The sequence below is a fragment of the Streptomyces sp. NPDC018693 genome, from assembly GCF_044391385.1.
In the GTDB taxonomy this organism is placed as follows: domain Bacteria; phylum Actinomycetota; class Actinomycetes; order Streptomycetales; family Streptomycetaceae; genus Streptomyces.
In genome coordinates this window covers 326592-346427 of the sequence record NZ_JBIRZZ010000008.1, presented here as the reverse complement: position 1 = coordinate 346427, position 19836 = coordinate 326592, and the positions used below count along the sequence as shown (strand labels likewise).

The window sequence follows — 19836 nt, the reverse complement described above, 5'->3', positions numbered from 1 at the left end:
GACCCTCCTGGTGTGAGGTGGTGGATGCCTGTGCCGGCCAGGGCCCGGGTACGGTTCACCCGGCCAGGGCCCGGTCCTGCGGGAGATCGCCCCGGGCACGGACCCCGAGCTTGCGGAAGGTCCGTGTCAGGTGCTGTTCGACGGTGCTGACGGTGACCCCGAGCCGGGCGGAGATCTCCTTGTTGCTCAGTCCCCCGGCGGCCAGTGAGGCGACGCGGCGCTCGGCCGGGCTGAGCAGGTCCACGGCCGGCACCCGGGTCCGCGCCACGTCACGGGCACCGGCCGGCGCGAGCCGGGTCGGCAGCATGTCCTTGATCCGTTCGGCGACGGCCGGCGCCCCGCACTCGTAGGCCAGCCGTACGGCCCGGTCCACGAGCGCGTGGGCGGTGGTGTCCCGGCCGGCGCGCAGATGGGTCGCGGCCAGCTCGGCGAGGGCCTGGGCGAGCTGCAGCCGGTCGCCGGAGTGTTCCAGGACCGCGGTGGCGTTCTTCAGCAGCGCGCCCCGCTGGGAGGGCCGGGCGGCTGCGGCGAGGACCCGCAGGGAGATGCCCCGGGTGCGGATCAGCGCGTCCCCGGCCAGATCGAGCTGCTGCCGGGCCAGGGTGTACGCCTGGCCGGTGGCTCCCATGGCGAGGTGGGCGCGTGCGGCGCCGGACCGCCAGGGCACGAGGGACGGCTGGTCCAGCCCCCAGCGGCGCATCAGCGCACCGCAGTTGACGAAGTCGTCCAGGGCGGCTCCGGGCTGTCCGGTGGCCAGGTAGTGGCTGCCCCGGGCGTGCAGGTAGTACAGGCCGAACCGGCTGTCGAACAGCCCCGTGGGCAGGGGCACCTCCAGGTACTCGGCCGCCGCGTCGTGGTCGCCGAGGACGGTGTTGGCCTGGATGAGGTTGGCGAGCGGCCCGCCGATGCAGACGCCCCAGCTCTCCGCGGGGATCCGGGTCAGCGCGGCCTCGGCCAGTTCCCGGGCCTCCTGCGGCCTTCCCTGGCGCAGGGCGATGCCCGCGCGCAGGGAGGAGAACTCGGCGATCCACAGCGGGACCCTGCGGGTGCGCGCCTCGGTGAGCCAGTGGTCGCACCAGGACGCGGCGGCCTCGATCCGGTCCGCGAACAGCAGGGCGGACACGGCGCAGGTCAGCCACTCGTGGGTGCTGCGGCCCAGCCGCATGGCCCGCATGGCGGCCTCGGCGGTGTCGACGACCTCCCGGCCGGGGCCCTGGCGCAGTACGTCGGAGAGGGCGGACGCGCCCCGGGTGCGCGGGTCGCCGGCGAAGGAGACGTGCCGGACGGTGCCGGCGCGGGTGTCACCGCCGGGCACCAGCCCCGGGTAGGTGACGGAGAGGAGCTCACGGGTGGCCCGCGCCTCGGCGGCGGCCAGCGGATCGGTCATGCCGGCTGTGCGGCCGATCCGCTCGACGGCGTCGGCGGCCTCGACGTACCGGCCGTGCCACAGCAGGTACTTGGCGAGCATGAGGGCGTACTGGTCGGGCAGCCGTCCCTGCCGCAGGGCGTCGGCGAGTTCCACGAGATGCCGGGCGCCCATCGTGGGGTCCAGCACCCAGGTGGCGCCGGCCAGGAGGGCCTTGAGCCGCAGCCGCTCGTCGTCGTTGCGGCAGTGCCGCAGAGCGGCTTCGAGGCAGGACCGGGCCAGCGCGGGCCGGCTGGTGGCCAGATGCCGCTCGGCGGCCTCCCGGAGCTGCTGCACCGCCCAGGAGGAGTCGGCGGACCCGGCGGCGACGAGATGCCGGGCGACCCCGGTGGCGGGAGCACCCTCCTCGTACAACAGCTCGGCGGCGCGGCGGTGCAGCGCAGCGCGCTCCTCACCCGTGCAGCCGGCCAGGGCGGCGGCCGCGGTGGCCGGGTGACGCAACCGGCCGTCGCTCAGCAGCCCGGCGTCCTCGAGTGCCCGCAGCCCCCGGGCCAGCACTGGTTCCTCGACCCCCGCCAGACGGGCCACGGCCTGGCCGGTGGGCGCGTCCTCGTGCAGCACGGCGAGCGCCCGGGCCAGGTGCAGCAGGGCAGGCCAGCCGCGGTGCAGGCAGCCGGTGACGGCGTCCAGGAAGGCGTCGCCGACGACCAGGCGCGCCGCCGGACGGAAGGCGTCGCCCGCGCCGTGTCTGCTGTCCTCCGCGAGCGCCCTGGCCAACAGGGGGTTGCCGCCGCTGACGAAGTGGCATTCGGGCGCGAGCCGGACGGCGGCGTCGGCACCCACGTAAGGGGTGAGGACGGCGGCGACCCCGTCGACGGAGAGCCCGCGCAGCGCGAGCGGCCGGTGCTCGGGGCGGCGGCGCAGTTCCGCGCGCAGCCGGGGGTCCGCCGGACGGGACAGCCCACGCTCGGTCATGACGAGGGTGAGCGCGGTGTCGGAGAGCCTGCGGATCAGCAGCAGGACCCAGTGCAGCGAGAGTTCGTCCAGGAACTGCACGTCGTCCAGGCACAGCAGCAGCGGGGTGCGCCGCGCCTGCCGCTCGACGGCCGCGCACAGCCGCTGGAGGGCGCGTCCGGTCTCCGGGTCGAGGTGATCCGGCGCGAGCCGGGCGACCGTGCCCGGGCCCTGGGGGGTCGTGTCGGTGCACCTCATCAGCCCGGTGAGCGCCGCCCGGTCGGCCGGGTCCAGGTCGCTGTCGCGCAGCAGCTGCCCGAGCACGGCACCCTGTGTGTGGCGTTCCGCCAGCGAGGCGACGGCGCCGCGCACCGTGAAACCGAGAGCCTTCGCGGCGTCGCCGACCGCGGCGAGCAGCACGGTCTTTCCACAGCCGATGCCTCCGGTCACCAGGGCCACCTGGCCCTCGCCCCGGGCGCTGCGCCGGATCATGTCGGTGAGTGAGGTGAGTTCCTGATCCCGCTCGACCACGTCGTGCATCTACGCTCTTCCCTTCGGTCCGTCCCGTCCTGCACTGTTCCGGCCGTGTGCCCGCGCCGTCGCGGGACCGGTGCTAGGGAGCGGCGCCGATGCGCTCGCGGGGGGAGTCCTCGTCGGGTGTGGGCAGCGGTTGGCGGGCCTGGATGAGGCTCAGCAGCGGACCCGTCATGACCGTCGTCACCACGGCCATGACGACCATGAGCGAGTACAGCGAGTTGTCCAGCAGCCCGAGCTGGAGTCCGACGCCGAGGATGACGAGTTCGGTGAGCCCGCGGGTGTTCATCAGGGCGGCGACGGTGGCGGCGGACCGGGGAGGCAGCCTCGTGGCGCGCGCGCTCAGATAGGTGCCGCCGAACTTGCCCACGATGGCGACGAGGAGGATGAGGGCGAGTTCCCGCAGACCGGAGGGCCCGACGCCGCCGAGGTCGACCTGGAAGCCGGCCACCGCGAAGTACACGGGCAGCAGCACCGCGGTGAGATGGCCCGCGCGGTCGTGGAAGTCGGCGCGCAGCGCCTGCCCGCCCTCACGGGGCACGACCAGCCCGAACAGGAACGCTCCGAAGATGTGGTGCAGGCCCATCGCCTCGGTGGCGGCGGCCGACAGCAGCGCGCCGATCAGGACGACGGCGAACTTGAGCGAGCTGGGCTGGCCGGCCTGCCGGCCGGGACACAGGAAGCGGCGCAGCAGCGGCCGTACGACGAGCAGCATGACGGCCAGGTACGGGACGGTGAGCAGGATCCGCCAGTGGCTGCCGTCCGCGCCGGCCGAGGCGCTGACCGCGGCGAGCGCGGTCCAGGCGATCACGTCGACGAACGCGGCGGCGGCCAGGGCTATGCCGCCGGCCGCGGTGCGGCTCATCCCCCGGTCGGTGAGGATGCGCGCCAGGACGGGGAAGGCGGTCACGGACACGGCCAGCCCGATGAACACGGCGAAGGTCCCGCGGTCGGCGGGGTCGTGTGCGGGCATCAGGGCGAAGGCCAGTCCGATGCCGAGCAGGAACGGCACCGCGGTGGAGCCGGCGGCCGTCGCGACGGTGGTGCGGCCGTGGCCCTTCATGGTGGAGCTGTCGATCTCGAGGCCGACCACGAACATGAACAGGGCGACGCCGAGGTTCGCCACACCGGCAAGGACGGGGCGGACGTCGGTGGGGAAGAGCGTCTCGCTGAGCGTGCTGCCGAGCAGGGTCGGGCCGAGCAGCACTCCGGCGAGGATCTCGCCCACGACCGGCGGCTGACCCAGCCGGGCCGCGAGGTGTCCGAGTCCGCGCGCCATGACAAGAATGATGGCTAAATCCAGGAACAGTACCTGCAGTTGATGGCTGTTCATTTCCCCCGGCCTCATCTTGGATTACAAGTGCGTTTCGCAGGGGCATACTCCTGGGGCGGCCGCCGCACCAACTCGGCGGTCGCCCCAGGAGAATTCGTTCAGGACGGCATCGACTCCGGCGTCGAGTTGTCCGCAATAAGGTCGTCCAGGCTGATGTGGAACAGCGGGTGATTTCCGCTGAGTCCGGAGATCAGGGTGACGAAGTCGTCGGCGGGCTTCCGCTCGTGCTCCGGGTCGATCATCTCCTGGGCGAGGCTGTGGTAGAACTCCTTGTATTTCGTCTGGTCGTAGAAGCGCTCGACGAACTCACGGATCTCGTCGAAGAACCCGGAGTAGGCCGTGGCGTACCGGTCGAGGGCCTTCGTCTCGATCTCCGGGTGCTTGATGACCTGGTCGACGATCTTGGCGAGCGTGCTGCCGGCCATGCAGGCCAGGGCGACACCGGTGGAGAACAGCGGGTCGACGAAGGCCGCCGAGTCGCCGACCAGCACCCAGCCGTCGCCGTAGAACCGGTCCGAGTGGTAGGACCAGTCACGGGCGGTGCGGAAGCCGGCCGACTGGCGGGCGTTCGCCAGCATCTTCTTGAGCTTCGTGGTGCGGTCGCGCTGGGCGTGGAACATCTCCTCCAGCGACTGTCCGGACTCCCCGGCGCTGGACACGCGGGTCACATAGCCCACGCTGATGGTGCCCTTGTCGATCGGGATCGCCCAGAACCAGCCGCCGTCCAGGCCCTCGATCAGGATGTTCGTGTACTCGTCGCCCTCGAGGCGCTCGCAGTTGTCGTAGTACGTCCATACGGCGACGTTGCGCAGCTCGTCGTGCCACTTGACGTCGGTGTAGTGCCGGCTGAGGACACGGGCCTGGCCGGAGGCGTCCACGACGAGGCCGGCACGCACCTCGCGGATCCCGTCCATGCCGCGCAGGGAGTAGCGGACGCCGACGACGCGGCCGTCCTCCTCGATCGACTCCTTGACGGTGGCGTCCTCGACGATGTGCGCGCCGAGCTCGCGGGCCCGGTCGAGGATCAGCGCGTCGAGGTCGGCGCGGCGGGTGTGGAAGGCGTAGGGGTACTTGCCCTTGAGGAAGGCGAACTTCCACGGCACCTGGTTGTTGCCCCAGACGAGGCTGCCGCCGTACTTCCGCTCGAAGCCGCGCTGGTCCATGCGCTCGGTGAGGCCGAGTTCCTCCATCGGGCGCATGAAGGCCGGAATGAGCGACTCGCCGACGTGATAGCGCGGGAAACGCTCCCGGTCGAGCACGAGCACGCGGTGTCCACGCTTGGCGAGAAGGCCGGCCGTCGTTGCTCCGGCCGGGCCTCCTCCGATGACTACGACGTCGTAGTCAGCGGAAATACCGTAAAGACTTGACGACATGCTGTGACCTTCCCCTAGACGCTGAAGCGGTGCGGAAGCGCGCGGATTTCGGCGATTTCTGGCCGCTGCCGTATTGCGCTTCGCCAGTCTGCACGGGGGTGCCTGGAGAAGATCTGCAGCCGTTCTAAAGATGCGCTGATCGTCTCCTACAGAACGGCGCGCAGGACTCTGGACGCACCGATCGCCACGTCCCAGAGGTCGTCCCGCGGCCGCCCGGCCTCGGCCCAGGCGGCACGGACGCGGTGCAACGGCTCCAGGGGCGGCTCCGCGGACAGCAGGAAGGTCCCCCAGTGCATGGGTGCCATCCTCCTTGCCCCGAGGTCCTCGCAGGCCCGCACGGCCTCCTCCGGCGAGGTGTGCACGGGGTGGAGCATCCATCGGGGTTCGTAGGCGCCGATCGGGAGGATCGCCAGATCGATGCCGGGGTAACGGCGGCCGATCTCGTCGAACCAGTGGCCGTAGCCGGTGTCCCCCGCGAAGTGGACACGTCGGCCGTCGGGGGCGGTCAGCATCCAGCCGCCCCAGAGAGTGCGGCAGGTGTCGGTCAGTCCGCGCCGGCTCCAGTGGTGGGAGGGGACGAAGTCGAAGCGGACGGGGCCGAGCGGCCCCGGCAGCTCCACCGCTTCCCACCAGTCGAGCTCCGTGACCTCGGTGAATCCCCGGCGGCGCACCCAGGCGCCGAGTCCGGCCGGTACGAACAGGGTGGTGTCGGGGCACAGCCGGTCGAGGGTGGCGCTGTCGAGGTGGTCGTAGTGGTTGTGGCTGATGACGACGGCGTCGACGAGCGGGAGGTCCGGCCAGGGCACGCCGACCGGGGTGACCCGGTCCGGGGTGCCGACGATCCTTCGGGACCACACCGGATCGGTGAGGACGGTGAGCCCGCCGATGCGCACGATGCAGCTGGCGTGCCCGGCCCAGGTCAGGGACATGTCGGCGGGGTCGACGTCCGGGACCGGGGCGGGCTCGACGGGCAGGTCGGCGACCTGCGAGAGCGTCGAGGCGGGTGGGCGCAGACGCTGGCCCCGCAAGGCCAGTCGCAGGAAGTCCGTCACTCCGGGCAGCGGTGAGGTCAGCCGGTCGGCGAAGGACGCGGGCCAGTCGCGGATCTCACCGAGCGGACGCGGCGGCGACAGGGGCGGAGGGAGGGCAGCGGGCATGGCAGGTCCTTGAGAGGTCGGCGGTCCGGCAGGACCGAGGGCTCCGGAGACATGGCGGGCGCTCTTCGCCCGGGGGGAACGCTGTCGGGGCCCCCCCCCCCCCCCCCCCCCGGTGGGGGGGGGGGGGGGGGGGGCCCCGGCCGGGGACAACGCGGGGTGCCGGTCGTGCGGACCGGGCGGCTCACACGAGGACGCCGCCGAGCACCGCGTCGATCATGTCGCGGATCTGATCGTCGGTCAGGGGCTTGCCGTGACCGAGGAACAGACGCAGGATCACCACTCCGGCGAGCATGTCGACGACGCTGGTGAGGTTGACGTCCGGGCGGACCAGTCCCTGGTCCCGGCCCTGGACGAACACGTCCTCGACCGCGTCGCGCCACGGGCACACCCAGGTGTCCATGTGGCTGGAGGGGAAGTTGGGATCGCTGACCGCCTGCGCCGCGAGGTGCGGCAGCAGCCGCCCCTCGGGCGCGTTGAGCAGCCCGTCCCGAAGCCAGCGGGTCATGGCCAGCAGATCCTCGTGAAGGTCGCCGGTCCGTTCGACGTCGAAGTCGGCCATCAGCGTGTCGAGCGCACTGATGATCATTTCTTCCTTCGAGTGCCAACGCCGGTAGACGGTGGCCCGTCCCACTCCGGCCCGGCGGGCGACCTGTTCCATGGTCAGCCCCTGGAAGCCCGTCTCGCCCAGCAGCGACACCGTCGCCTGCAGAATCGCCGTGTCCGCCTGGTGGCTGCGCGGACGCCCCATGGGCCGGGTCGTGCTCTGTCGGCCTTCACGCGTCTCGTACATGTCCCGTCAGCCTCTCGGTATGCCCACTGTCGTTGGCCGTGTACGTTCCAAAGGATTACCCTACGTGCTCTGTCTCGGGCAGAGAGGAATCGGACGAGGCCGGGGTGGTCGCCGCGGCATGGCCGACGCTGTGGCGCGGCATCCAGCCGAACACCACGGCCGCGAGGGCGAGGACCACCACGGCTCCGCCGATCAGCGCGGTGTCCATGCTGTCCACATAGATCCGGCGGGCGGCGTCCGCGAGTGCCTGTCCCTGCGTGCCCATCTGCCGGGCGATCTCCAGTGCGGCACCGACGGTGTCCTCGGCGGCGTCGGCGGCCTGCGGGGGCAGACCGGAGACGACCGGCTCCATGTCGTTGCGGTAGCCCGTGCTGAGCACACTGCCCAGCACGGCCACGCCGATGACACCGCCGACCTGCCGGAAGGCGCTGGTGATGCCGGACGCCTCACCGGACTTCTCGTCGGACGCCGTGGCCAGCGCGGTGTGCATGGCGATGGCGAGGGTCAGGCCGATGCCGATGCCGAGCGGCACCTGGCAGGCGGCGACGGCGAGTTCGCCGGAGTCGGTGCCCGTGGTCGAGAAGACCAGCAGACCGGCCGCCATCAGCACCAGGCCCGCGACGACCGGGCCGCGCGGTCCCACCCGCGGGGCGAGCCGCTCGGCCGTGCCCGCACCGACCATGACGGCGAGCACCACCGGCAGCATCCGCACACCGGTGCCCAGGGAGGAGTTGCCGAGGACGGCCTGCAGATAGGGGCTCAGCATGAACAGGAAGCCGGTCATCGCGAAGTGCACCAGCAGCAGCGCCGTGACCGAGGCGCCGAAGTGCCGGTTGCCGAAGGCCCGTACGTTCAGCAGCGGGTGCGGCGTGCTCCGCTCGCGCAGCACGAACAGCACCAGGAGCACCACGCCGGCCGCGGCGCCGCCCAGCGTGGGGCCGCTGAGCCAGCCCTCCTCCGGCGCCTGCGTCAGGGCGTAGGTGAGGGCGCCGAGCCCGACGACGGACAGCACCGCGCCCAGCCAGTCGAAGGCGTGTTCGCGCACGCCCTTGTGCTCGGGGAACAGGAAGAACCCGGCGACCATGGCGGCGGCCAGGATCGGAATGTTGATCAGGAAGACGGAGCCCCACCAGAAGTGCTCCAGCAGCCAGCCGCCGGCCAACGGCCCGATCGGCAGGCCGAGGGCGACCCCCGCGGACCAGATGGCCAGCGCGCGCGCCCGCTCATGCGGAGCGAAGAGCACCGGCAGCATGGCCAGGGAGACAGGGGTGACGATGGCGGCGCCGAGGCCCATCAGCGCGCGCCCGAGGATCAGTTCACCGGAACTGTCCACCATCATCGCGTAGCCGGAGGCGAGGCCGAAGACGGCGAGTCCGACAAGCAGCAGTCGCTTGCGCCCGATCCGGTCGGCGAGCACACCGAACGGCAGCATCAGGCTCGCGAACACGAGCAGATACGCGTTGTGGAACCACTGGAGGTCGGAGTTGGAGGCACCCAGAGCCTCGACGAGCTCGGGCATCGCCACATAGAGGATGGTCGCGTCCAGGCCGTTCACCAGTACGCACATCACCAGGACGGCCAACGCCCACCAACGTTTGGGACTGCTCCACACAGCGGATGCGGACACCGCTCTCCCCTTTCAGGGTTTTGATACGAGACTGACTCGTATCAAAACACGGGTGCGTCGGCCCCGCACCCCCTGAACTCGCCCTAGGGGTCGGATTTCAGCCGGTCGTGTGACAGGCGGCGGGCTGCTGTGTCAGGGGGTGTCTCTGCGGGGCCGGCGCCGGCCGGATCAGCCAGTGCGCAGCCCGTCGTCTCCGGTGACGACGGGGGTGAGCCGGCGCGGCGGGGGCTGCTGCTGGGCCAGCCGTTCGGCCTCCGCGCACTCGTCCGCGTAGATGCGGGTCAGCTCGCCGAACCGGTAGGAGCTGGGGCCGACCCGCTCCAGGAGGCCCAGGTCGGCGAGGAGTTCGAGGTGCGTGGTCACCTCGCAGCGGTGCACGCCGAGCAGGCGGCTGGATTCGGGAGCGTCGATCACATCCAGGCCGACTCTGCTGAGGAGCCGGAACAACCGGCTCGTCTCGCTGGGCAGATTTCGGTAACTGGCCGTCAAGGCCGCGCGCAGGCTCATCTCGTCGTCACCCGCGACCGCCAGCAGATCGAGCCGGATGGCCGGGTCTTCGTAGAGGGCCGCCAGCCGCTCCGGGGACCCGTAGGGGTCCTCCAGCAGGGCGGCGGCAGTGATACGGATGCCCAGGGGGAGATATCCGCACTGCTCGACCAGCCGTTGGATGGCGCGTTCGCTGCCCTGTATGACTTCGCCGCCGAGAAGCTTGACGAGAAGCTCCGCGGCGGCGACGGGATCGAGCGGCTTGAGGTGTATTCGATGGGCGCCGTACCGGGCGACCAGCCCTCGCTGCGGGCGTCGGCTGGTGACCATGAGACAGGTCGGCCCCTGCGGTATCAGGGGGCGGATCTGTTCCAGGTCGACCGCGTCGTCCAGCAGGATCATCATGCGCTTGCCGTGCAGCAGACTGCGGTACAGCAGGACCCGGCCGTCGAGGCAGGGGGGCTGAACCTCCCTGCTGACGCCCAGACTCTCGAGCAACCCGCCCAGCACGTCGAACGGATCACGGGGGCAGTCGGTGGTCCCCCCGAGAGAGGCGTACAACTGCCCGTCGGGAAACCGCGACAGATACTCGTTTCCCAGCTCGAGGGCCAGCGCGCTCTTGCCGACTCCGGGCGGCCCGTCGATGACCAGGATGGGGGCGCCCCGGCCTCCCGCCTGGCTGCTGTCTGCGAGCAGTTCGCGCACCTTCGCCTGCTCGGCGTCCCGGCCGACGAACACATGGGCTCGCGACGGAAGTTGGCGAGGACTCAGGCCGGATCCGGACGGTGCCGGAGGGGCGGCGGCCTCCGGCCGGGCGGGTGGTGGAGTGCTCGGCAGCCGGGCCGGCGGGGCGGCCTCGTCGACCGTCCCCGCGAGGATCTTGGCGTGCAGGGCCTGCAGTTCGGCGCCCGGTTCGATGCCGAGTTCCTCACGCAGATAGGAGCGTGCCTCGCTATAGGCATGGAGAGCGTGCGCCTGCCGGCCGCACCGGTACAGCGCCAGCATCAGGAGGTAGCGCAGCCTCTCACGCAGCGGTTCCTGCGCGATGGCCTCGCCCGCCACCACGATCGCCTCCTCGCTGCGTCCGGCGGCGATCATCCCGGCGATCCAGTCCTCCGCGGCGGAGAACCGCATCTCGCGCAGACGGCTTCGCTCCATGGCCGCGAACGGACCGGGCACTCCGGCGAGCGCGTCCCCGCGCCACAGCCCCAGGGCCCTGCCGAGCGTCTCGAAAGCGGCGTCGGACTGCCCCTCCGCACTGAGCCGCCGGACCTCCTCGCACTGCTGCACGAACAGGGAGGCGTCCACCGCCTCGAGGGGGAGACGCAGTTCGTACCCGCCCGCTGTGGAGAGCAGGACCTCGCCCCGCTCCCGTCCGCGGCGTGTGGGCTCCAGGGCCCTGCGCAGTCCCGCGACATAGGTGTGCACGCCGTTCATGGCCGTGTTGGGAGGTTCGGGACCCCATAAGGCGTCGATGATCTGGGTGGACCCGACCACGGTGCCCCGATGGGTGGCGAGTAACGCCAGCAACGCCCGCTGCTTCGGAGGCCCTACGACTATCTCCTGATCGCCCCGCCAGACCCGCAGTGGACCGAGAAGCTGCACGGACAGAGACCCTGTTGCAGCCGCCATGGGCGTCCCCCTTAAGACATGCCGGATACGGTCATGCCCCGCCGGACTGCCAAAGCGCGCAGGACACAGACCTTGGCGGCGGAAGCCGTGCCATGAGGCATTGACTTGCGTTTCATGCCCCTGACAACATGCCCTCGCCATATTACGACTTGAACACGTCACCATTCGAGCACACTGCGGCATCAACCGACAACACGCTCCGGTACCGCGTGATCTCTCTCTCGTGACGACGGCTGATCATGCGCATGGCGTAGACGGAAGTCAGCATCCAGCAGCCCACCGCGTCCATGGCGCGGCGGCACATCGCAGGGCACGGCCGTCCCAGTGGCTCGAAGCCGGGCCCTGGCGCGGCGACGCGCGTCGGTCAGGCCCCGGCCGCGTTGGGCCAGCTGCCCGCGTTGGGCCAGCCGGTGGCCGGCGCCGGGGAGAGCCCGTTGGTGCCCCGGACCTGGGCGGCGGTGAGGCCGCCGCGCGCGGGCACGCCGGGCGGTGTCGGCCCGGTCGGCGCGGCGGGGACCGGGGCGGGCGCCATGGCCGGTACGGGGGCCATCTGCGGGAGCTGCGCGGCCGCCGGAGCCATGGCGGCCGCCGGGGCGGCGACCGGCGCCGGAGCCGGAGCCGGCGTGGGAACCTGCGCCGGTGCCGGCGTCGGAACCGGCGTCGGAACCGGCGTCGGCTGCGGGAAGGTCTGCGGGAAGGTCTGCGCCACCGCCGGCATGGGCACCCCCGCGCCATGGGACGCGGCGGCCGGAGCGGGCGCCGGAACGGGCGCCGGTGCCGGTGCGGTGGCCGCCGCCGGAGCCGGAGCCGGAGCCGGTGCGGGAGCCGGTGCCGGAACCGGCCCGGAAGCCGAGGCCACCGCCATGCCCCCCGTCACCGTCACCGGCATCGGCATCCCGCCCCCGACCGCCTGAGCCGCGAGCCCCTGCATCCCGGCCCCGTTCGTGGCGCCGACCAGTCGGTCCACGGCCGCCGTGCCCGAGCTGTAGCTGGTCCCGGTGCTCAGCTCGGGCACGGCGGCTCCCCTCCTGGTCCCGTAGAGCACCTGCTCCAGGCCGGACACCAGGCGACGCACGTCCACCTGGGGGCGCACCACGAGTCTCAGGAAGCGGCTGGACGAACCGATCTTGTTGCCGCACTCGCGGACCAGGATGCGGTGCTCGGTGAGCAGCCGGTCCCGGACCACGGTGCCTTCGGCGCCGACAGGAAGGCGTACGAAGAGGAAGTTGCCCTGGGACGGGTAGACCGTCAGGCCGGGCAGGGCGGAGAGCTGGCTGGCCATCTCCAGTCGGTCCCGGCGCACCTGCTGCAGGGACTGCGCGTACTCGGGCCCGTGCTCCTTCAGCATGAACACCACGTGCTCGGCGAAGGAGTTGAGGTTCCACTTCGGCAGCATGGAGCGGATCCGGCCGGCCAGGGCCGGGTTGGCGACCAGGTAGCCGAAGCGGATGCCGTGCAGGCCGAAGTTCTTGCCGAGGCTGCGCAGCACGATCACGTTGGGCCGGATCATGGCCTCCTGCACGACGGACGGCGCGACCTCGGCGTCGGCGAACTCCAGGAAGGACTCGTCGATGACGACCAGGTCCAGGTCGGCCATGGCGTCCATGAACTGCACGATCGCGTGCTTGTGGAGGAAGCCCCCGTCGGGGTTGTTCGGGTTGCAGATCACCGCGACCCGCGTCCCCCTGGCCCGTATGAACTCGGCGTACTGGGCGAGGTCCAGGGCGAAGCCGCTGGACTCCTGGAGCGGGAACATGTCGACCCGCTTGCCGGTCTCCATCGGCTGGTCGGTCCAGCGGCCGAAGGTCGGCACGGGGATGGCGAGGGACTCACGGACCAGCAGGTGGTCGATCCAGGTGATCAGTTCGGTGGATCCGTTGCCCATCGCCACGGCCTGCGGGGGCAGTTGGAGGAGGTTGCACAGTTCGGCCGTGATGGTGTCGGCGCTGCTCGGGTAGTACGTGATGATGTCGCGCAGACGGCTCGACATCTCGTCCCACATGCCCGGGGTGGGGAAGTAGGGGTTGACCGGGATACAGAAGTCGATGGGACCGGCCCCGTCTCCGCCTGCCCGCGTCAGCGCCGCCATGGACGGGCTGTGCGCCGCGGTGCCGGCGAACAGCGAGGTGACGTTGTCGGCCATGGAACCTCCGTATGAGGCGGGCCCGGTGGGGCGGCCGGGCCCGTCGTGTGTGGGTGGCCCGCGCGGGGGAGCGCGGGCCACCGATACATACGGAGGCCGGCGTGACGCCGTTCAACGCAGGTGACGAAACCATGACCTCATCGGCTGAACGAGTGGACGGTCGTGGACCGGTAGGTCTGCCCCGGCCGCAGCACCGTCGTCGGGAAGTGCGGCTTGTTCGGCGAGTCCGGGAAGTGCTGCGTCTCCAGGCACAGCGCGTCGCCCTGCCGGTGGGCCCGCCCGCTCGGGCCGACGAGTGTGCCGTCGAGGAAGTTGCCGGAGTAGAACTGCAGGCCGGGCTCGGTGGTCGCCATGCGCAGGGTGCGGCCGGACGAGGGGTCCCGCAGCGTCGCGCACCACTCGGGCCTCGGCGAGATGCCCTTGTCGAGGACCCAGTTGTGGTCGATGCCCTTGGCGTACAGCAGCTGCTGGTGCGCCTCGCGGAGGGTGCGGCCGATCGTCCTGGCGCGGCGGAAGTCGAAGGGGGTGTCCGCGACGGGGGCCAGCTCGCCGGTGGGGATCAGGCCCTGGTCGACCGGGGTGTAGTGGGAGGCGGCGATCTTCAGCTCGTGGTTCTCGATGGTGCCGCTGCCCTCGCCGGCCAGGTTCCAGTAGACGTGGCTGGTGAGGTTGACGACGGTGGCCCTGTCGGTGGTGGCCTCGTAGTCGATGCGCCAGTCGCCGTGCCGGGTGAGGGTGTACGTCACCTTCGTCCTCAGCGTGCCGGGGTGGCCCATCTCGCCGTCGACGGACGTGTGGTACAGGCGCAGGCCGACGTCGTAGCCCTTCGTGAACGGCTCGACGTCCCACACCCGTTTGTCGAAGCCCTGTGCCCCGCCGTGCAGGCTGTTCTCCCCGTCGTTGACGGAGAGCTGGTGGTCGACCCCGTCGAGGGTGAACCGGCCCTTCCCGATCCGGTTCCCGTACCGCCCGATCAGCGCCCCGAAGTACGGGCTCGACGACACGTAGTCCTCAAGGGTGTCGAAGCCCAGCGACAGGTTGGCGTAGTGGCCGAGCCGGTCGGGTGTCTCCAGGGACCGCACGATGCCGCCGTAGGAGAGGACCTTCATCCGGGTGCCGCCGTTGGCCAGCGACCAGCTGTGCACCCTGGTGCCGTCGGCGAGTGTGCCGAACAGCTCCTTCACCGGGCCCCGGGCGTCGCCTCCCGTGGCGTGGTTCTCAAGAGGGAGGGCCCCACCGTCTCCGGTGGGGCCCGAGCCGGCACTCACGAACCGGACTTGCGCTTGTTCCACACGTCGAACCCGACCGCCGCCAGCAGGGCCAGGCCCTTGATGACCTGCTGCCAGTCGGTGCCGACGCTGAGGAGGTTCATGCCGTTGTTCAGCACGCCGAGGACGAGGCCGCCGATGATCGCGCCGAGGACGGTGCCGACACCGCCGCTCATGGACGCGCCGCCGATGAACGCCGAGGCGATCGCCTCGAGTTCGTAGCTGAGGCCGGCCTTCGGCGAGGCCGCGTTGAGGCGGGCCGCGACGACCAGGCCCGCCAGGGCCGCGAGCACGCCCATGTTCAGGAAGACCAGGAAGGTGACCTTCTTGTCCTTCACGCCGGACAGCTTGGCCGCCGGCAGGTTGCCGCCGATCGCGTAGATGTGCCGGCCGAAGACGGAGTTGCGCATGACGTAGCCGTAGCCGACGACCAGCGCGCCGAGGATGATCAGCACGATCGGGGCACCCTTGTAGCTGGCGAGCAGCAGGGTGACGGTGGCCAGCGCGGAGACGATGGCGACGAGCTTGAGCAGGAAGACGTTGCGCGGCAGGACGTCCAGCGAGAACTCCAGCTGACGCTTGCGATCCCGGATCTCCTGGAGGACCACGAAGACGACGAGCACCAGGCCCAGCAGCAGCGTGAGGTTGTGGTAGTTGGTCTCCGGGCCGGTCTCCGGCAGGAAGCCGTTGCCGATCTTCTGCAGGCCCTCGGGGAACGGGCCGAGGGTCTGGCCCTCCAGCAGGATCTCCGTCACACCGCGGAAGGTGAGCATGCCGGCCAGGGTGACGATGAACGAGGGTATGCCGAGGTAGGCGATGAAGAAGCCCTGCACCGCGCCCGCCACGGCGCCCACGAGCAGGCAGAGCGCCACGGCGACCGGCCACGACACATCGTGCTGCACGGTCAGTACGGCCGCGAAGGCCCCGGTGAACGCGGTCAGTGAGCCGACCGACAGATCGATGTGGCCCGCGATGATGACCAGCATCATGCCGATCGCGAGGATCAGGATGTAGCTGTTCTGCAGCACCAGGTTGGAGACGTTGCGCGGCAGCAGCAGGTCACCGTCGGTCCAGACGCTGAACAGGACCACGATCAGCCCGAGGGCGATCAGCATGCCGTACTGCCGCATGTTGCGGCGCATGCCGTCCAGCATCAGCTGGAGCAGGTTCCCGCCCGCCGCGCCCCCGCTCTTGCCGGGCGGCGCGGGGGCCGGGCTCTTGGCGGTCACTTCCGTGCTCATCGGGTTACCTCTTTGTCCTTCGTCATCTGACGCATCAGCGATTCCTGCGTGGCCTCGGCACGCGGGAACTCACCTGTCAGCCGCCCTGCGGCCATCGTGTAGATGCGGTCGCACATACCGAGCAGCTCCGGCAGCTCGGAGGAGATGAAGACGACCGCCTTGCCCTCAGCGGCCAGCTTGTCGATGACCGTGTAGATCTCGTACTTGGCGCCGACGTCGATACCGCGTGTCGGCTCGTCCAGGATCAGCACATCCGGACCGGCGAAGATCCACTTGCTGAGCACGACCTTCTGCTGGTTGCCGCCGGACAGCTTGCCCACCGGCTCGAAGACGGTCGGTGCCTTGATGTTCATGGACGTGCGGTAGCGCTCGGCGACCTGCCGTTCCTCGTGCTCGTCGACCACACCGCGCTTGGCGACCTTGTTCAGGGCGGTCAGCGAGATGTTCCGGTTGATGGTGTCGATGAGGTTGAGGCCGTAGTGCTTGCGGTCCTCGGTGACATAGGCGATGCCGTGCCCGATCGCCTCCGCGACGGACTTGGTACGGATCTCCTTGCCGTCCTTGAGGACCGTGCCGCCGGCGTGCCGGCCGTACGTCCGCCCGAAGACGCTCATGGCGAGTTCGGTGCGGCCGGCGCCCATCAGGCCCGCGATACCGACGATCTCCCCGCGCCGGACGTTGATCGACACATCGTCGACGACCTTGCGCTGCTGGTCGATCGGGTGGTGCACGGTCCAGTTGCGGATCTCCAGGGCGGGGGCCGCGCCCGCCTCCGCCTCGTGCGGGGTGCGCTCGGGGAAGCGGTGGTCGAGGTCGCGGCCGACCATGCCGGAGATGATCCGGTCCTCGGTGGTCTCCTCGGCCTTCACATCGAGGGTCTCGATGGACTGGCCGTCGCGGATGATCGTGACCGAGTCGGCGACCCGGCGGATCTCGTTGAGCTTGTGGGAGATGATGATCGAGGTGATGCCCTGGTTCTTCAACTCCAGGATGAGATCGAGGAGTTTGCCGCTGTCCTCGTCGTTCAGGGCCGCGGTCGGCTCGTCGAGGATGAGCAGCTTCACCTTCTTCGAGAGCGCCTTGGCGATCTCCACCAGCTGCTGCTTGCCCACGCCGATGTCGGCGACCCGGGTCTCCGGGTGGTCGTTCAGACCGACCCGGCGCAGCAGTTCGCTGGCGTGCCGCAGGGTCTCCCGCCAGTCGATGAAGCCCCGCGTGGCGTGCTCGTTGCCGAGGAAGATGTTCTCCGCCAGGGAGAGGTACGGAACGAGTGCCAGCTCCTGGTGGATGATGACGATGCCGCGCTGCTCGCTCGCCCGGATGTCCTTGAAGGCGCAGAGTTCTCCCTCGAAGAGGATCTCGCCCTCGTAGCTTCCGTGCGGGTGGACACCGGAGAGCACCTTCATCAAGGTGGACTTTCCGGCGCCGTTCTCACCGCAGATGGCGTGGACCTCGCCCTGGCGGACGGTCAGGCTGACGTCCGACAGCGCCTTGACACCGGGAAAGGTCTTGATGATCGAGCGCATTTCCAGGACGGGTCCCGCCATGGTCGTGCCTTCCAATCCGTAAGGTTCGACGCTTGCTTGAGCTGGTCCGCTACTTCAGCTGGTCCGCCGTGTAGTAGCCGCCGTCGACCAGGACCTGGGTGTAGTTGGTCTTGTCGACGCTGACCGGCTCGAGCAGGTAGGCGGGGACGACCTTGGAGCCGTTGTCGTAGGTCTTGGTGTCGTTGGTCTCGGGCGTCTTGTCGTTGAGCACCGCGTCGACCATGTTGGAGGCGACCTTGGCCAGTTCGCGCAGGTCCTTGTAGACGGTCTGGGTCTGCTCGCCCGCGATGATCGACTTCACCGAGGCCAGCTCGGCGTCCTGGCCGGTGATGACGGGCAGCGGCTTGTCCGCGGAGCCGTAGCCGTCGGACTTCAGCGCGGACAGGATGCCGATGGAGATGCCGTCGTACGGCGAGAGCACCGCGTCGACCTTGTCGCTCTTGTACGACTTGGTGAGGATGTCGTCCATGCGCCGCTGGGCGGTGGCGCCGTCCCAGCGCAGGGTGGTGACCTTGTTGATCTCGGTCTCGCCGGACCGGACGACGAGCTTCTTGCTGTCGATGTACGGCTTCAGGACGCTCATGGCGCCGTTGAAGAAGTACTTGGTGTTGTTGTCGTCGTTGGAGCCGGCGAACAGCTCGATGTTGAAGGGGCCCTTGCCCTCCTTCAGACCGAGCTTGTCGACGATGTAGCTGGCCTGCAGCTCGCCGACCTTGGTGTTGTCGAAGGAGGCGTAGTAGTCGACGTTCGGGCTGTTGAGGATGAGCCGGTCGTAGGAGATGACCGGGATCTTCGCGTCCTTGGCCTGCTGGAGCACGTTGTCCAGCGACTTGTTGTCGATCGCCGCGATGATCAGCGCCTTGACGCCCTGGGCGATCAGGTTCTCGATCTGCGAGACCTGCTGCTCGGGCTTGTCCTCGCCGTAGACCAGCTTGGTCTTGTAGCCCTTGGCCTCCAGGTCCGCGACGACGTTCTTGCCGTCGGAGATCCAGCGCTCGGAGGACTTGGTCGGCATCGCGATGCCGATGGTCGCGCCCTTGGCGCCGTCCGACGACTTCTCCTCGCTGCCGCCCTCGCTGTTCTGGCCGCAGGCGGTCAGGGTCAGGGCGAGGGAGGCGGCTCCGGCTATGGCGGTGAGGGCGGCTCGGCGAGTACGCATGATCATCATCCTTGATGTGGGTGGGGCAGTGCTCGGTCCGGTGGTGCGGAGGCGCTTGAGGGAGCCGTGCGGGAAGACCGAGAAAAGCGGTGTGTCGGATTGTGTTCGGCTGCGTCCGCTTCTGTGAAGCGGGGTTGTTCGAAACGTTATGCGGAAGTTTCGAAACGCCTCAGGGGGCCGGGCAGCCGGGAACCCAGCGGCGCCATGTCGCCGTCGGCCCCGTGACGCGCCAGCAGGTCCAGGGCCAGCCGGCCGCGCCGCACCCGCTCCTTCGCGGTGGACAGCGTCAGCTCCCGCATGTGGTGCCCGTACGGGTAGATGCCGGGGGCCTTGGACAGACCGAACTTCAGGTAGAGCGGTGCGCCGCGCCGGATCAGCTCGGCAACCTCGTACATCCGGACATAACCCCCCAGATCGTCGGGGGCCTCGATGTACATGTCCATGGGACAGCCGGACACCCGGCGGATCTCGGTCAGATGATCCAGCGTCAGATCGCTCGGCACATTGATGGAGTCGCCGCCGAGCTGCTCGTAGACCGCGAAGGAGGCCGGGTTGACCGGCCCGATGAGCGCGGAGACCTTCAGGGTCGTGTCCGCCGGGATGATCCCGGCCTGCCGCGCCCGGTGCAGCGTCCACAGCACGCCCTCGTCGGCGACGAGCAGGCACTTGACGCCCAGCTCCGTGGCCCGCACGGCGTCCTCGACGCAGCCGGCGACGGCGTCGTGACCCCGGGCGCGCAGCCCCCCGCCCCGCGAGTCGGTACGCACCGACGCGCCGGTGTCCCAGGTCCCGCGCGGCCCGGTGAACAGGCACAACTCGATGTCCCGTTCGTTCGTCGCCTCGACCATCTCGGTGATCTCGGCGTCGGTGAGCATCCACACACCGCTGCCCTGGCTGATCCGGTGGATCGGCACATCGAGCCGCGAGGCTTCCTTGAGGACGACGGCCAGCGCTTCGGGACCCTCGCACGAGGGGAGCTCGGTGCGCCAGCGGCCACCGCCCGGGAAGGAGTGAGTCGAGGAGTCGGCGGGATCGAGGGCGGGCGCGCCCAGGCCGAGCGCGGCGAGCGCCTGCTCGCCGGGCCTGCGGGCTGCCGTAACGGAAGCGTCGGTCACAAGCTGTCCTTTATGTTCGAAATGTCGGACGAAGTTCGGGGCTCAGGGCGTGGGGGGCTCTGGGGGTACACCGGTGCGGAGACGGTCAGGGCGCCCCCGCACCGGCGTACG

At 70.2% G+C, this 19836-nt stretch carries 13 protein-coding genes; all 13 read right to left on the bottom strand.

What is annotated here, in order from left to right; all coding sequences use genetic code 11:
• Nucleotides 1-55 precede the first annotated feature (55 nt).
• Nucleotides 56-2860 carry an AAA family ATPase gene (locus ACH5AC_RS23000; RefSeq protein WP_398863885.1) on the bottom strand — a complete coding sequence of 935 codons (2805 nt, stop codon included), beginning with the start codon at nucleotides 2858-2860 and terminating at the stop codon, nucleotides 56-58.
• A 73-nt stretch (nucleotides 2861-2933) separates the two neighbouring features.
• A complete protein-coding gene (locus tag ACH5AC_RS22995; RefSeq protein ID WP_398863884.1) occupies nucleotides 2934-4133 on the bottom strand; it encodes a cation:proton antiporter in 1200 nt (399 codons plus the stop codon).
• 152 nt (nucleotides 4134-4285) lie between these two features.
• The gene (locus ACH5AC_RS22990) at nucleotides 4286-5560 is read right to left on the bottom strand and encodes an NAD(P)/FAD-dependent oxidoreductase (RefSeq protein ID WP_398863883.1); all 1275 of its coding nucleotides are present in this window, start codon (nucleotides 5558-5560) and stop codon (nucleotides 4286-4288) included.
• A 146-nt stretch (nucleotides 5561-5706) separates the two neighbouring features.
• Nucleotides 5707-6717 (bottom strand): MBL fold metallo-hydrolase, encoded by a 1011-nt coding sequence (locus ACH5AC_RS22985; RefSeq protein ID WP_398863882.1) that lies wholly within the window; start codon nucleotides 6715-6717, stop codon nucleotides 5707-5709.
• A gap of 181 nt (nucleotides 6718-6898) precedes the next feature.
• Entirely contained in the window at nucleotides 6899-7465 is a 567-nt protein-coding gene (locus ACH5AC_RS22980) for a TetR/AcrR family transcriptional regulator (protein ID WP_398863881.1), read from the bottom strand.
• A 97-nt stretch (nucleotides 7466-7562) separates the two neighbouring features.
• Nucleotides 7563-9134 carry an MFS transporter gene (locus ACH5AC_RS22975; protein WP_398863880.1) on the bottom strand — a complete coding sequence of 524 codons (1572 nt, stop codon included), beginning with the start codon at nucleotides 9132-9134 and terminating at the stop codon, nucleotides 7563-7565.
• Nucleotides 9135-9302: 168 nt separating this feature from the next.
• Nucleotides 9303-11252, bottom strand: coding sequence for a BTAD domain-containing putative transcriptional regulator (locus tag ACH5AC_RS22970; RefSeq protein WP_398863879.1), 1950 nt, complete (start codon nucleotides 11250-11252; stop codon nucleotides 9303-9305).
• Between the two features lie 364 nt (nucleotides 11253-11616).
• Complete coding sequence (locus tag ACH5AC_RS22965) at nucleotides 11617-13395, bottom strand: pyridoxal phosphate-dependent aminotransferase (protein ID WP_398863878.1); 1779 nt, start codon at nucleotides 13393-13395, stop codon at nucleotides 11617-11619.
• A 137-nt stretch (nucleotides 13396-13532) separates the two neighbouring features.
• Nucleotides 13533-14663, bottom strand: a complete 1131-nt coding sequence (locus ACH5AC_RS22960) for an aldose epimerase family protein (protein WP_398863877.1) — start codon at nucleotides 14661-14663, stop codon at nucleotides 13533-13535.
• Nucleotides 14660-15904 carry a multiple monosaccharide ABC transporter permease gene (gene mmsB / locus ACH5AC_RS22955; RefSeq protein WP_398863876.1) on the bottom strand — a complete coding sequence of 415 codons (1245 nt, stop codon included), beginning with the start codon at nucleotides 15902-15904 and terminating at the stop codon, nucleotides 14660-14662. The genes ACH5AC_RS22960 and mmsB overlap by 4 nt, the downstream gene beginning before the upstream one ends.
• Entirely contained in the window at nucleotides 15901-17451 is a 1551-nt protein-coding gene (mmsA, locus tag ACH5AC_RS22950) for a multiple monosaccharide ABC transporter ATP-binding protein (RefSeq protein WP_398863875.1), read from the bottom strand. Before mmsA ends, mmsB begins: the two co-directional genes overlap by 4 nt.
• 49 nt (nucleotides 17452-17500) lie before the next feature.
• Nucleotides 17501-18610, bottom strand: coding sequence for a multiple monosaccharide ABC transporter substrate-binding protein (gene chvE / locus ACH5AC_RS22945; RefSeq protein WP_398863874.1), 1110 nt, complete (start codon nucleotides 18608-18610; stop codon nucleotides 17501-17503).
• Nucleotides 18611-18756: 146 nt separating this feature from the next.
• Complete coding sequence (locus ACH5AC_RS22940) at nucleotides 18757-19725, bottom strand: hypothetical protein (protein ID WP_398863873.1); 969 nt, start codon at nucleotides 19723-19725, stop codon at nucleotides 18757-18759.
• Between the last annotated feature and the right edge of the window lie 111 nt (nucleotides 19726-19836).